Below are 15,736 nucleotides of genomic sequence, written 5' to 3' on the forward strand. Positions count from 1 at the left end.
TTCTGACGGCAGGGCGCGGGGGATCGGAGAGCCAGGCTGATGAAGAAGGGTTGCTGGACGGCCGTCGCTCCTTCCGAGTACCCGCACGAACAGGCGGCCCTCGAGAGGATCCTCACGCCTCTACCGGACGACGGTCCGTGGCGGGCGTGGTCCAACTTCACCTTCGTCAGTCAGACGGGTCACGTTCGTGAGGTCGACCTCCTGGTCGTGACGCCGGGTGGCGTGCACATGATCGAGCTGAAGAGTCTGCACGGCCGGGTGGAACGGCGCGGCGGCCAGTGGGTGCAGATCCCGCCGGGGAACCGACGCGGGTACAGGAAGGGCCTCGGCGATCCACTGCGCCTCACCAACCAGAAGTCCAAGGAACTGGCTTCCCTGCTGCGCAGGTACGGCGCGAGGGTGTACGTCACCGAGGGCGTGTGCTTCACCGAGGACGGCCTCGACCTGGCGCTGCCGCCGCACGAGCTGAACGCCCACATCTACAACGGCGTCCCGGCCCTCCTCGCGGAGCTCCGGCTGCCGCCTCGCGAGGACCGGTTCAGGATCTCGTCGCAGGCCAGCACGGGCATCGGCAGGGCGCTCACCCAGGTCGGTATCCAGCAAGTGGTCAGGGAGGCGAAGGTCGGCCCGTTCATCCTGGACAAGCGGCCCTTCGACACGGGTGTCACCTGGGCCGACTACGCGGGCAGACACGAGCAGTTATCCGAGACCGTGCGCGTGCGGGTCCATCTGCGGCCCCGCAACTCGAGCAGCGAGGCGCGTAAGGCACTCGTCGAGGCGGCGAGGCGGGAGGCCGACACACTCAAGCGGATCCACCACCCCGGTGTGGTGCGCATTCGGGACTATTACCCCTCCGGCCATGAAGCGGGCCCGGCCCTCACCTTCGACCACCACCCCGAGCGACTGCACCTGGACGAGTTCCTCGACCGGTGGGGTGAAGTGCTGAACCTGGAAGACCGGCTCGCACTCGTCCGCCAGATCGCCGAGGCGATCAAGTACGCGCACGCCAAGCGTCTCTACCACCGTGCTCTCACGCCGCGCTCGATCCATGTCATCCCTCGCTACAAGGGTGCGGAAGGGCGTGAACTGAGCGAGGAGGAGCGCTGGCGGCAGCCCATGATGCAAGTATCCGACTGGCAGCTGGCCTCGCGCACGATCACCTCGAGCGGAGTGAGCCTGACACCGTCCACGGTGTCGGACGGGAGCGTCGGCGACGCCTCGGATCCTTATCTGGCGCCGGAGTTGACGGCCCCGAAGGCCGATCCGGCGCGCATGGACGTGTACGGCATCGGCACACTCGCCTATCTGCTCATCACCGGAAGCTCTCCCGCCGGGACCCGCGCAGAGCTGCAGGCCAGCTCGGAGAGGGGCGAGCGGCTCGCCCCTTCGGCGGTCAGGGACGGCATCCCGCCGTTCCTCGACGACCTGATCGACACCGCCACCGCTCAGCAGCCGGACCGGCGGCTCGACGCGGTGAGCGACTTCCTGGAAATGCTGGCGGCGGTCGAGGAGGACCTCAGGCCCACCGCCGTACAGGAGGAGCAGCAGCCGGAGCAGGAGCCTGCCGACGACCCCGACCCGCTTGAGGTCCCGCCGGGCACGCTCCTGCAGGGGCGCTGGCGGGTGCGCCGCCGCCTCGGTACCGGCTCGACGGCGCGTGCCCTCCTGGTGCTGGATGAACGGCAAGGGAAGAGTGACGCGTTCGCGGTCCTGAAGGTCGCGCTCGACGACGACAAGTCGGAGGCGTTGCAGCGCGAGGCGGAGACTCTCGACCGACTGCGGGACTCGAGCATCATCCGGCTGCTCGTGCCGGGGACGTTCACCGTGGGCGGGCGTACGGTCCTGGCCACCGAGTACGTAGGCAACATCAAGGCCGAGGCCGACGATAGGCGCGACGACCGCACGGCGCGGGACGAGACCATGGCGCGCGTCCTGGGGCGCCAGGGCCGCCTCACCATGGACGAGCTGGAGCGCTACAGCGACAACCTGTTCAACGCCCTCTACTACCTGGAGGGCGAGGGCGTCTGGCATCGCGACATCAAACCGGACAACATCGCGATCCGGATCCGTCCGAACGGAACCAGGCAGGCCCTCCTCCTCGACTTCTCGCTGGCCTCCGTCTCGGCCCGCGAGACCGGCGCGGGCACAGCCGGCTATCTCGACCCGTTCGTCGGCACGGTGATGCGGAACCTGTACGACGACGCCGCGGAACGGTACGCACTCGCCGCGACGCTGCACCAGATGGCGTCGAACGAGCTGCCGCAGTGGGGCGACGGGTCCGTCACCCCGCGGATGACGGACCCGAAGGAGTGGCCGTACCCGACGATCGCCTCGGAGGGCTTCGAGGACGAACTGCGCGACGGGCTCACCGAGTTCTTCCGCAAGGCGCTCGCCCGCGACGCGAAGCAGCGCCACAAGGACCTGCGGGAGATGCGCACGTCCTGGCAGCGGGTCTTCCTGGACGCGCAACGCCTGGCCGCCAGCGCCGGACACGAGTCGCTGAGGCGGCAGGGGCAGAGCTCCGCACCGGATGGCGAAGCCGACACCGCCGAGCTGCGCGACCAGCTTGCCGAGGTCGCCACCCGTGACACTCCTCTGGTGCGTGCGGGCCTGACGCCGTCCGCGTACTCGATCCTGCGGGACATGAAGCTCACCACGGTCGGTGAGTTCCTCGACCGGGCCAGTCGTACGTTCATCAACCGGCCGGGGCTCGGCGCCCGTACGCGGACGGAGATCCAGCGACGGCAGAAGGAGTGGCGTGGCCGCCTCGGCTCGCAGCCCGAGCTGCAGCCGTCGCCGTCAGAGCAGGAGAGGACGCCGCTCGAGGCGCATCTCGAGCACATCGTCGAGGTGGTCCCCGACGTCCAGGACATCGACCACCTCCTCGCCCGGATCGTCCCGCCTGCCGCCGGCCGGACGAAGCGGCTGCACGAGGTGGCCGTGCACCTGCTGCGCGCACCCGGCGCCGACGGCACGCTGCCGGACCTTCCAGTGTGGCCGCTGCAGAAGGATGCCGCGCAGGCCGTCGGGTTCGCCGACCAGTCGACGTTCTCAAGAGAGTTGAAGAAGCTCCGCAAGCTCTGGGCGCAGGATGAGGGCCTGCTGGACGTGCGGGCGGCGGTGCTGGAGCAGCTTCGCACGCTCGGCCGGGTCGCCTCCGTGGACGCGCTGGCCGGCTGGCTGCTCGGCACCCGCGGCTACTCCCTGGGAGACCCGGAGGTACGGCGGGCCGCCGCCTTCGCCGTGTTGCGCGCGCTGATCGAACGCGAGCAGCAACTGTCCGTGGGCGACGGGGCTTTCCAGCACTTCGCCCCGTACAAGGCGACCGATCCGGTACGCCGCGCGGGCTTCCTCGCGCTGGAGGTCGACCCGGACGACGAAGCGGACGGACCCGACACCCCGGCCGCGCCCGCGCTGCTCAGCTATGTGAAGCGACTCGGTGACGCCGCGGACCGGCTCGCGGGACGGGACTCCCTGCCGGGTTCGAGTACGGTCCTCGCCGAGTTGAGCGCGGTGAGGCTGCCGGAGGGCGACTTCTCCTGGGACGACCGGCGGGTGGCCACCCTCGCCGCCCAGGCGAGCCAGAACGCCGCGCTGTCGCCGCGGCTCGAGATCTACCCGCGCGACCTGGGCCTCATACGCGCCCTGCGACTCACTCAGGCGGGTCTGGTCCGGGTCCTGCCGGGTCTGCCCGAGAAGCAGCAGCCGGGGCTGCCCCTGCGCGAGGTCCTCGAACGTGTCAACGATCGCTTCCCCGCTCTGGCGGCGCTCGCCGGGATGAAGGACAGGCCCGAGGAACTGCTCAAGGCGCTGCGTGAGGCGGGGTTCGACCTCAAGTACGCGGCCGACAAGAAGGCATTCCTGCCCCGGAAATTCGAGGCGGTCCTGTCGTACACCTCGGCCTTCAGCGGCAGCGGTTCCGGGACCGGCGGCCCGCTGGACCCGGAGTCGGCCGCGGCGCGGGCCGATGCGCAGTTGGCGGGCGCCGCGCGGCGCGACGGGTTCCGGGTACTGACCGTGCGCGCGCGGAGCGCCCCGGCGGTGGGACGGGAGCTGCGTCGCCGGTACGGGGCGCGGGCGGTGTCGGTGACCGAGCTGTTCCTGAAGGGACTGCGGGGCGAACTCACGCCCGGGCGCGCGATGCCGGCGTGGGAGGTCGTGGTGAGGGCGGACGTCCTTCCGGCCGGGCAGCGTCCGACGGGGTTCACCAACCTGGTGGGAGCGGTGTGGCAGGCCGTGCAGGGGGTGCTGGAAGCGGAGCTGGCGGCTTCGGCCTCGGCCCCGACTTCCGGTGATGGCCGGGATGCCCCTGTCCTCCTCGCCGACGCCGCCGTCTTCGCCCGCTACGACGGCATGCACGTCCTCGACCGGCTGACCGCGCTCGCCCGGCGCGGTGGCCGCCCCCTCTGGGTCCTTGCCGCCCAGGACGACGAGACCGCCGTCCCGAAACTCGCCGGACGCCCCGTTCCGTACCTCGAGGCCCAGCAGGAGTGGATCCCCATTCCCAAGTCCTGGACCCGCATGCACGAACCGACCGCTCTCGAAGGAGCCACCGCGTGATCGACCGCAAGGCGCTGCTGTCCGACCTGCAGGCACAGGTCAAGGCGGCGGAGACGGACCTTGAGGGCCAGGTGAAGCGCGAGGACGGGTTACGCGACCGGCTCCGCGCCGAATACGAGGCGTCGAAGAAGGTCGGCCGTACGGCGGCGACCTGGCAGTCCTGGCTCGATGAGCGGATTACGCAGGTGGCGGTGGCGTGGGTGCTCGGGACGGTCTTCGTACGGTTCGTCGAGGACAACGGCCTGTTGCCGGAGCCGTACATCACCGCGCCCGACATCGCCGGGCGCGAGGTCGCGCAGGCGCGGTACGACGAGTACGTGGACAAGACGGAGGACCCCACGTATCGGGGCTGGTTCGAGCGGGCCTTCGAGGAACTGGCGGAGGGGCCGGCGGGGGCGCTGCTGTTCTCGGACCACAATCCGCTGCGGCAGATTCCGCTCTCGCACGAGAGGGCCGGTGCGCTGCGGGACTTCTGGCAGCGGACGGTCGACGACGAAGCGGGTACGTCGGTCCTGGTCCACGACTTCAGGGACCCGCTGGTGGAGGACGGCGACGGCGCGCGGGGGTGGGACACGCGGTTCCTGGGCGACCTGTACCAGGACCTGAGCGAGGCGGCGCGCAAGAACTACGCGCTGCTTCAAACGCCGGAGTTCGTGGAGGAGTTCATCCTCGACCGGACGATGAATCCGGTGGTACGGGAGCGGGGCGGCGTTGAGGGCCTGAAGATGATCGACCCGACGTGCGGGTCGGGGCACTTCGTGCTGGGTGCGTTCCGGCGGCTGGTACGGGAGTGGGCTGAGCGGCGGCCGGAGCTGGACCCGCACGCGCGGGTGCGCGGGGCGCTGGAGTCGGTGCACGGGGTGGACATCAACCCGTTCGCGGTGGCGATCGCGCGGTTCCGGCTGCTGATCGCGGCGATGGCGGCGGCGGGGGTGCGGACGTTAGGGGAGGCGGCGGGGTACGACTGGCCTATGCAGTTGGCGGTGGGGGACTCCCTCATCAAGCCGCGCCAGGTAACGGATCAGTTGTTCACGTCCGAGGCCGACCCGCTCGCCGAGTTCAAGTACGCGACCGAGGACATCCAGGAGCGGTCGTACCTGCTGGACGAAGGCCGGTATGACGTGGTGGTGGGCAACCCGCCGTACATCACAGTCAAGGACAAGGAACTCAACAAGCGCTACCGGGAGTTATACGACGTCTGCTCGGGCAAGTACGCGCTGTCGGTGCCGTTCGCTCAGCGCTTCTTCGGGCTGGCGAAGAAGGGCGGGGCCGACGGCAAGGGCTACGGCATGGTCGGCCAGATCACGTCGAACTCCTTCACGAAGCGGGAGTTCGGGACGAAGCTCATCGAGTCCTTCTTCCGCGACGAGGTGGAACTGACCGAGGTCATCGACACCTCCGGCGCGTACATCCCGGGGCACGGGACGCCGACGGTCATCCTCGTCGGCCGGAACCGCGACTGGACGCAGGGGCGTGGGGACACGATTCGCACGGTGCGGTCGGTGCAGGGGGAGCCTTCGGCTCCGGAGGATCCGGAGCGGGGGCTGGTGTGGTCGGCGATCGTCGGGCAGATCGATGAGCCGGGATCGGTGAGTCAATGGGTGTCGGTGGGGGATCTGGATCGGGGGAAATACTTCGGGGCGCAGCCTTGGGTGTTGGCCGCGGGCGGTCGAGAGATGCTCGACCAACTCGCTGAGCGAGCGTCGGGACCATTGTCCCTGGTGAGCGAATCCATTGGATTTGCCGCGATCACTGGTGACGACGAACTCTTTGTCCACTCACTGCCGAGCTCCGTCTGGCTCAGTTCGCGTCCCGTCCCGTCGCGGCCGTTCGTTACCGGTGACCAAGTGAGGGATTGGGACTGTCATCTCGCAGCTGAGGCAATCTTCGCGCCTGACGGATCAGCGGAGCAGCGGTCCATCCTGGAGAAGCGCACCCTGTGGCCTGGCCGCACGGTCCTACGGAAGAGCCTCATGTTCTCGAAGACGAAGGAGGAACGCGGTCTCCCGTGGTCCAACTATGCCTTCGATAGCACTTCCCGACTTCAGGCACAGTTCCTGCTTACGTTTCCTTTCGTAGCCACTCACAACCACTTCTCGATGGCACGGCCGGGACGTGTCTACAACCGTCACGCCCCCGTGATCCAGCTGCGTGAGGGTGCCACGGAGGAGGAGCACCTTCGGATTCTCGGCGTTCTCAACAGTTCGACGGCGGGATTCTGGCTCCGCATGGTCAGCTACCCCAAGGGCGGGGATCCAGTGGGGGACGAGGGAGCCCGCGTGAGCATTCACCCCTGGTCCGACAGGTACGAGTTCACCGGCACCAAACTCCAGGACTTCCCGCTTCCTCCTGCCTACCCAACTCATCTCGCAACCGCCCTGGACACCGCCGCGCAGAGACTTTTCTCCACCACCCCCTCCGCCGTAACCACCGCAGGCACCCCCACCGCCGCATCCCTCCGGGAAGCCCGCGCCACCTATGAAGCCACCCGTGCCCAAATGATCGCCCTCCAAGAGGAGCTGGACTGGCAGGTCTACTCCCTCTACGGCCTCACCGACACCGACCTCCGCCCCGCCGACCCGGCCGACGTCCCGCCGCTCGACCTCGGCGAGCGCGCTTTCGAGATCGTGCTGGCCCGAGCCATCGAGCGCGGCGAGGCGTCCTCCGAGTGGTTCACGCGGCACAACTCCTCACCCATCACCGAACTCCCGGACCACTGGCCGGCCGCGTACAAGGACGTCGTCGAGCAGCGCATCGCGATGATGGAGTCGAACTCCGCCATCGGCATGGTCGAGCGCCCCGAGTACAAACGGCGTTGGGCCACCGACGGCTGGGACGCCATGCAGAAGGCGGCCCTGCGTGCCTGGCTGCTCGACCGGATCGAGGCCAAGCGCGAGCTGTGGTTCGACGGTGCCGATCAGCCGTCCCTCATCTCCTTACCCCGTCTGACCGACCGCCTCCAGGAGGACGACGACTTCGCCGCCGTCCTAAACCTCTACACACCCCGCGCCGACTTCGCGAAGACCGTCGCCGAGCTGGTCGGCGACAAGCACGTCCCGGCCACCGCCGCTCTGCGCTACAAGCCCGCCGGTCTCAAGAAGCGTGCCGACTGGGAGCGGACCTGGGAGAAGCAGCGTGCGGAGGACGCCGCGACCTCCGAGGACGAGAAGCGGAAGATCAGGGCCGCGACCGACGTGCCACCCAAGTACACCTCCGCCGACTTCCTGCGCACCAGCTTCTGGGCTCAGCGCGGAAAGCTCGACGTCCCCAAGGAGCGCTTCATCTCCTACGGCGCGCACAACACCCAGACCCCCGCGCTCCTCGGCTGGGCGGGCTGGGACCACCTCCAGCAGGCACAGGCGATCGTCGGCTACCTCAACGAGAACCAGCTGACGCAAGACGAACTCATCCCGTACCTCGCCGCCCTGCTCGAACTCCAGCCGTGGCTGGACCAGTGGCACGGCGAGTACCTCCCCGACTTCGGCCAGTCGGCGGCGCAGGCGTTCCACGACTTCCGTCTCGCCCTCCAGGGTGAGCACGGGCTGACCGACGACGACATCCGGGCCTGGCGGCCCGCGGCGGCGGCGCGCGGCGGGCGCGCCAAGAAGACGAAGTGAACAGAGGCAGAGGCAGAGAAGCAGACATGGCAGCGAACCCCGCGAACGGCAACCCCGGCACCCCTCTCCTCCGCGAGCTGATCAACATCAAGCCGGAGGTGTCCAGCTCCGACTACGTCCTGCAGCTCGCCGACGCCACCACCCCCGACGGCGTGGCGAAGGCCCTGGCCGAGTACGTCGTCACCGACGACCTCGTGAAGCACTTCAACGAGGCCCTCGGCATCATCAAGGCGGCCGTCGACAGCCACTCCTCGAAGGCCGCGTATCTGCACGCCTCGTTCGGTGCCGGTAAGTCGCACTTCATGGCCGTACTGCACGCCCTGCTCAACCAGGCGCCGGCAGCTCGCGGCAGAACCGATTTCGACCCGGTGTTCGCGAAGAACGGGTGGCTGCAGGGCGGCGACCGGCGATTCCTGATGGTGCCGGTGCACATGCTGGACGCGAAGTCCATGGAGCAGCGGATCCTCGGCGGATACGTCAAGCGGATCAAGGAGTTGGAGCCCGGCGCGCCGATCCCGCGGGTGTACCGAACCGACGCCATGTTCCGCGACCTGCAGTCCATGCGGGAGCGGCTCGGCGACGAGGACGTGATCAAGTTCCTGGAGGGTGCCGCGTCCGCCGAGGCCGCGTCCGCCGAGGCCGCCAGCGGCGAATGGGGCGAGTTCGGGTCCGCTTTCGCCTGGACCGCTGAGCTTCTCGACCAGGCGATGGCCGCCGAGGAGCTGGAGGTCGGGCAGGAGTTCAACCCCGCCGATCCGTCCACCCCCGGCGAGCTGCGGGCCCGGCTCGCTCAGGACACGGCCAAGGTGCTTCCCGGCTACGAGGAGCGTGCTGTCGAACAGGACGGTGGCTTCATCAGCCTCGACCGGGGCCTGTCGGTGATCGCCCAGCACGCGAAGAGTCTGAACTACGACGGGATCGTGCTCTTCCTCGACGAGTTGATCCTGTGGTTCGCCTCCCGCATATCCGAGTCTGAGTTCGTGTCCCGGGAGACCGCCAAGATCACGAATCTGGTGGAGAGCGGCGACGAGCGCCGCGCCATCCCCGTCGTGTCGTTCATCGCGCGCCAGCGCGACCTGCGCGACCTGGTCGGATCCGCTGAGGACGGGGGCCGCTACCAGCGGGCCATCGTCGATAACCTGGAGCTCGCCTCGGGCCGGTTCGACCGCATCAGCCTGGAGGACCGGAACCTTCCTCAGATCGCCCACGCGCGCCTCCTCAAACCGGACACGACCGAGAAGGCGGCGGTCATCGAGGAGGCGTTCAAGAAGGCGAAGTCCACGAACGCCAAGTTCTGGGACGAACTCCTGGGCGGCGACGGGAACAACGTGGGTGCCACGGAGACCGCGTTCCGCTTCACGTATCCCTTCTCGCCCGCCTTCATGGACACCCTCGTCCACCTGTCCTCGGCCCTTCAGCGCTCCCGGACCGGCCTCAAGCTGATGGGTGAACTCCTTGCCCACCGCCGCAATCTGCTGCGCGTGGGCGAGCTGGTGCCGCTCGGCGACATCTACGCGCTGATCTCGGGCGGCGGCGACAAGCCGTTCACCGACGAGCTGCGGGCCGTCTTCGAGGAGGCCGACCGGCTGTACCGCAACCGGATGCGCCCCTACCTCCTCGACCAGCACCGGGTCACGGAGGAGCAGGTCGCGACGTACCAGAAGGACCCCGCCGCCGTCGAGGACGGTGACCTCTCCCGTCGGCTCAAGCAGTTCACCGACGACGACCGGCTGATGTCGACCCTCGTCCTGTCCGCCCTCGCGCCCGCCGCGCCGGCCTTCCAGAACATGACGGTCAAGCGGCTCCTGGCCCTGAACGCCGGCACCATCAAGGCGCTCCTTCCCGGCGGCGAGATCCCCGCCCTGATCAACAAGCTGAAGGAGTGGGCGGGCCGGATTCCCGAGATCAAACTCGCGGGCGACGGCGTGGCGATGACCGTACGCCTGGAACTGTCCGGTGTGGACATCGACTCCGTCGTCCGCAACGGACGCGAAGCCTTCGACAAGCCCCGCTACCGCCACGACGCCGCCGTCGAGCTGTTGCGCTCGGAGTTCGCGCTGACCGCGGCCAAGGGGCAGGGCGGCTTCGACGCGTACGACACCCTCGACTTCACCTGGCGGGGCAGCAAGCGCCGTACCGAGGTCGTCTTCGCCAATATCGCCGACCGGGAGGAGACCCCCTACGCCACGCTCACTCCCACCGACACCGAGACCTGGCGACTCGTCATAGATCTTCCGTGGGACGAGGGTGCGTACGGGCCGCGCGAAGACGTGAACCGGATGAACGGCTTCTGGGAGCGGCACCCCGAGGTTCAGCACTCCCTCGCCTGGGTGCCCACCCATATGACAACGACGATGTACGGGGACTTCAACCGGTACGTGGTCATCAAGCGGATCCTGAACAGCGGCAGTGACTTCGACAGCCGGTTCGCCGCCCACCTCGGCCCCGACGACCGTGTGCGGGCTCGAGGATTGCTTTCCACGCAGGCCGACACCCTGCGCGACCGGGTCGTCGCCGCGTTCAGGCAGGCGTACGGCCTGGCGAAGAAGCAGGAGGGGGACGTCCTCGACGACTTCTCGGACCACATCGCCACCAAGCCGGGCGTGACGACGCCCGCGCTCGCACTGGGCGCCGCCCCGCGTGATGCGATCCGCGAGATCGCGGGCAGGGTGCTCGCCTGGCAGTACCCGGGCCACCCCGACCTCGGCGCCGAGGCCGTCACGCCCGCCCAGGCGCGCACCGTCCTGGGCTATGTCAGTGAGGCCGCTCGGGCCAAGGAGGGCAAGGCAGAGGTAGTGCCGCGCGGAGACCGGGAGCTGATGGAGACGGTCGCACAGCCGCTCAAGCTCGGTACGATGGGGGAGAGTTACTTCACCCTCGGCACTTACTGGCGTGAGCACTTCAATCGGCTCGCGAAGAACGACCCGGATGCGGACATCGGCTACGGCTTGCTGACCGCGTGGATGGACGAACCGCAGCGGATGGGGCTCCCGACCCACGTCCAGCAGCTCGTCGCGGCCGCGTACGGCGAGATGGAAGACCGGGTGTGGGTCATCGGCGGAGCCCCCGTCGCCGACCTCAAGCTGGGCGAGATCAAGGACGGCTGGGCGTTGCGCCGCCAGCCCCTGCCCTCCGAGCCGGACTGGGAGACGGCCCGCGCGCGCTACGAGAAGATCTTCGGCAAGAAGGCCCCCGTGCAGCGGCGCGGGCGGATCGTCAACTCCTTCGCCGATCTGGTGCGCACCCACGTCGACAAGCTCTTGCCGGCCAATCGCGAGCTGGTGGCCGAGCTGGAGCGGCGAGCTGACTTCCTCGGCCTTGACGACACCGCCGTCACCGGCCGCCTGCACACCGCACGCCGCGGGCTGGCCCTGCTCGAGGAGCTGCTCGCCGAGAAGGGACGCGGGGCCAAGCGGGTCGTCGAGGCCCTCGCCGCGTTCGGCCTCGGCGAACTGACGCCGGAACGGCTCGGCTCCTCCGTCACCACGGCGGACGTGGTGGCGCCCGCCCTGCAGAACGCCTCCTGGGACGTGCTCGAACTCGGCACGGGCATGGACGCTCTCACCACCCTCCAGGAGGACGCGCGCGAGGATCAGTTCAGCAGGAAGCTGCAGGACTCCCTGCCGCGCGCCCAGCGATCGATCACCCAGGCTCTGGCCGTCCAGCGGCAACAGCAGCGGACCGAACCACCGACCGACACTCCGGCCTCGCCCGGCCCGGACCAGGTGCCCCTGACCACCGACACCTCGCACCCCAAGGTCGACACCACTGCGCGTACGGGTTCCCTGCAGGGCAGCGCTGCCGAGGTCGAGCAGGCCCTGCACCAGGTGGCGGCGGCGCATCCCGGCAAGGGCATCGAGATCACGTGGAAGGTGGTCGACTGATGCCTCAGGCCGGCCCGGGGGTCGCCCGCCTCACGCCCACCGCTGTCGCGAACTACCTCGCGGGTCAGCGCGCGCTGCTCAAAGAGCCACTGCAGCCGGACGGCGAGACTCGCCAGGTGGTGCTCCTGCGCTCGGCACCCATGTGGGAGGAGCAGGCGATCCTGCCCTGGAACGGCGGCCGACGCGCCCGGGTGGCCGCCGCGCCCTCCGTGCTCGCCCTTTACCAGGAGACGCTCAGCCACCTGGGCGCCCCCGGGCCTGGCTCGGCGGAGGATCCGTCCCTTCTCGTCCTGCTCACCGACCGGGAGGACGCCGAACTCGACCCCGGTATCCTGGTCCGCGCCTACCGGCACGCCATCCAGCACGTCGACAACTGGGACCTCATCCGCGAGACCTTCACTGCCTCCGGTATCGATCCGAGGCTCAGCGACGAGACCTGGGGGGTGGCCGAGGCGCTCCTCGAAGCCGCCCCCGCGGGCGGCTGGCCCGGCCTCAACCGGCAGGTCCTGTCCCGCACGCACGCACTCACCGCCCTCGCGCGGCGGCGGCTGCTGCTCGACGAGGCCTCCCCGCTCGACATCGACACCCTGCTGCTGTGGAGCCGCACCTCCTCCGAAGGGCCGCGCGCCTACCGCGCACTGCGCGACGGGGAGCGTGCCGGGCTGCGGTGCTTTCTCGCCGAGGTGGAGCAGGCCGGGCCGACCGCCGATGTCCTTCTGTCCATCCTGGAGCACGACGAGCCGTCCGTCGCCCTGCCGTTCGGGCTCGTCGCCGGAGCGCTGTGGCACCACGCCCCAGCCGCCCCCCAGGTATTCCGGGCGCGCGGTCGAGCGGAGAACATCCTCGGCCGGGAGTACCCCGACGAGGCCATGCGGCGCTACGGGGAATCCGTCGAGAACCTCGTCGCACGCAACGCACAACTCCTCGCCGAGGTCACCCCGGACGCCGAACGGCTCGCCGGACATCTCGGGGCGACCGAGGCCATGGGGCACAGCCGCTACCTGCCGGCCGGACTCGAAGCGCGCCTGGCCGCCGTGGGGTCGGCGATCACCGGCCGCGATCTCGACGCCTGCCGTACGGCGCTGCGCGCGGTACAGGCGCACCACCTCGCGGAGACGGCCCGCACCCGGATCGGCCGCGCCCGGATGGCCGTGCGCCTGGTGCAGTGGCTGGCTACCGAACCCGTGTGGACACCGGACACCGTCGCGGGTGCCCTGGCCCACTACAACGCCGAACTCTCCTGGGCCGACCGCGCGTTGGAGCACCTGGAGGCGGGCGGCGACACCGAGCCCGCCCTGTCCGGAGCCTACGAGGCGCTCGCCGCTGACGTGCGCAAGGTGCGGCGGCGCATGGACCGGGCCTTCGCCGAGCAGGTCGCCGAGTGGACCGCGGCGGGTGCAGCCCCTGGTTCGATGCTGACGGTCGAGACCTTCCTGGAGCGGGTCGCGAAGCCTGTGGTGAAGTCCCAACGGAGGCTGATGCTGCTCGTCGTGGACGGCATGAGCGCCGCGCTCGCGGGACAGCTCGGTGAGGAACTCGCGGCGCACTGGACCGAGTACGACCCCACCGGCGAGAAGAAGCTTCCGCCCACCCGTCAGGCGATGGCCGCCGCGCTGCCCACCATCACCGCCGTCAGCCGTACCACCCTCCTCACCGCCAGGCTGCAACGCGGCGACCAGAAGGCCGAGAGGCGTGAATTCCCGTCCCTGCGGCTGTGGTCGGGGCAGAAGGCGGCTGTCTTCCACAAGGACGACCTCCGCCCCGCCGACACGGGTGGATGCTTCGGGCCCGACCTGGAAGCGGCGCTGGCTGACGACGCGTCACACCTCGCGATCGTCCTCAACACCGTCGACGACGGCCTGAAGAACGACGAACGCCTCGACGAGTGGGACTGGACGATCGACGACATCGACGCCCTGACGCCACTGCTGGACGAGGCCCGCCGGCAGGGTATGGCCGTAGTGATCACCAGCGACCACGGGCACGTACTGGAGCACCGGGGCGTCAAGGTACCCACCCCCGAGGTGGTCAACGCGCGCTACCGCGAGGTCCCGGACGGTGGCGCCGAACCACTTGTAAGCGAGGCGGAGATGGTGCTCGCTGGGCCACGCGTGGTTGGAGGCCCCATCGTCGCCTTGTGGTCGGCCGACACTCGCTACACCAACCGTGCCGCCGGTTACCACGGGGGAGTGCACCCGGCCGAGTTCACGATCCCTGTGCTCGCGTACCTGCCGGACGGCGCGGCCGAGCACATCCCGCCAGGGTGGCGGCAACTCACGGACACATATGAGCCCCGCTGGTGGAAACTGGACACGATGCGTCTGCACGCGACTTCGGCACCCCGCTCCGTGAAGACCGGGACGACGCAGTCGGCGAAGCCCAGGCGTACCCCGAAGAAGTCTGCTCCTCAGGACGCGGGTCTGTTTGAGGTCGCGGTGTCCCCCCAACCCTCCGAGACCGAGGGAACAGTGCTCTCCGTGCAAGGTCAGTCGCCGGTGGAGCAGCTGTTGGACGACCTCTTCGTCTCGCCGGCCTTCAGTGACCAGCTCGCTCTGCTCCCTCGCAAACAGGACCCGGAAAGACTCCGCCAGGCCCTTGCCGCGCTCTGCGAGAACAACACGCTCCCTCAGACGGCCGTGGCCGCCGCCGCGGGCATGCCGCCGACCCGGGCCCGCGGCTACGCCGCCGTCCTCACCCAGCTCCTGAACATGGACGGAATACAGGTCCTCGAACTCCTCCCCGACAACAAGACGCTGAAGCTCAACCCGGCGTGGCTGAGGGCCCAGTTCGGGCTCGGGGAGTAGGCCCGTGGCGGTTCTCACCGCTGTCCAGCTATCCTCCAGCCTCACTGCTGCCCCGACACCAAGATCGCGTTACACATCCATGACACAAACACGCGGGAACTTCCGGGAAACCGCACGTGGAGACGTTGCGCATCCTGGCGTGGAGAACGACCCCGACCCGGGTAAACACCCAGGTCAGGGCCGTAAGGCGGACGAGTCGGCCTGTACGCCGAGGGCAGTTGCGCCTCGCGCGTTCTTGCGGCTGACCTGGGGTTTCTCATGCATCACTACGGTCCATTTACACACCCACTACACACAGCGGACTGCCCTGAAATCATCTGCCGTCGATCAGGCAGAACGCCCTGGCTGGATATTGACTGGGGAGCGCTCAACGGGCGAGTCGGCGCACGGAGTGCGGGCGGACGGGCATGTACGCCCGCGTCGGCCGAGCAATCGAGGAACGCCCCCCCCGGGGGGCGGAGTGTGAACGGCACACCGTCGCCCCTGTGGGCCGCTGGGCGGGGCCGCTCGGCCATCCCGTTCCCCCGCGAATCCCCGGCAGGGGACCCAGAGCATGGGAACAGGCGGGGAAACCGGAGACTGGGGGAGTGGTGATTGCCAGCACCATTCTGGTCACGTGATAGACGGCCGGTCGCCGGTTCGTGTCCTCCGCGATGGACGCCGTGCCTGAACCCACGTCACACGCGATCGCGACGTGAACTTCTGCACCCAACCCGGTGACGGCGATGCCCGCCGCGATTCGGAGGTGCCTGCGGGACTGACGGAGCCGCGGAGGGAGGAGGCGGCCGAGGGAATCGCACGCGTGTGCCCGAATCTCTTCAGAAGTGTCCTGACTTGGGTGCTCTTTGGTTTATATTCGCTGGTCTTTGTT

4 protein-coding genes are annotated in these 15,736 nt (G+C 69.2%); all 4 read left to right on the plus strand.

The window, feature by feature from the left end:
• The first annotated feature begins 39 nt into the window (after positions 1-39).
• From pglW to pglZ, 4 genes are read left to right on the plus strand one after another with little or no spacing between them, the layout of a single operon-like run.
• Positions 40-4,560 carry a BREX system serine/threonine kinase PglW gene (pglW, locus tag ABGA99_RS26235; protein WP_347583549.1) on the plus strand — a complete coding sequence of 1,507 codons (4,521 nt, stop codon included), beginning with the start codon at positions 40-42 and terminating at the stop codon, positions 4,558-4,560.
• On the plus strand, positions 4,557-8,177 hold the full coding sequence (gene pglX, locus ABGA99_RS26240) for a BREX-2 system adenine-specific DNA-methyltransferase PglX (RefSeq protein ID WP_347583550.1): 3,621 nt from the start codon (positions 4,557-4,559) through the stop codon (positions 8,175-8,177). The genes pglW and pglX overlap by 4 nt, the downstream gene beginning before the upstream one ends.
• Before the next feature lie 26 nt (positions 8,178-8,203).
• Positions 8,204-12,061, plus strand: coding sequence for a DUF6079 family protein (locus ABGA99_RS26245; RefSeq protein WP_347583551.1), 3,858 nt, complete (start codon positions 8,204-8,206; stop codon positions 12,059-12,061).
• On the plus strand, positions 12,061-14,865 hold the full coding sequence (gene pglZ, locus ABGA99_RS26250) for a BREX-2 system phosphatase PglZ (RefSeq protein ID WP_347583552.1): 2,805 nt from the start codon (positions 12,061-12,063) through the stop codon (positions 14,863-14,865). Before ABGA99_RS26245 ends, pglZ begins: the two co-directional genes overlap by 1 nt.
• The last annotated feature ends 871 nt before the right edge of the window (positions 14,866-15,736 follow it).

The sequence above is a fragment of the Streptomyces sp. B5E4 genome (genome assembly GCF_039871555.1).
GTDB lineage: Bacteria > Actinomycetota > Actinomycetes > Streptomycetales > Streptomycetaceae > Streptomyces.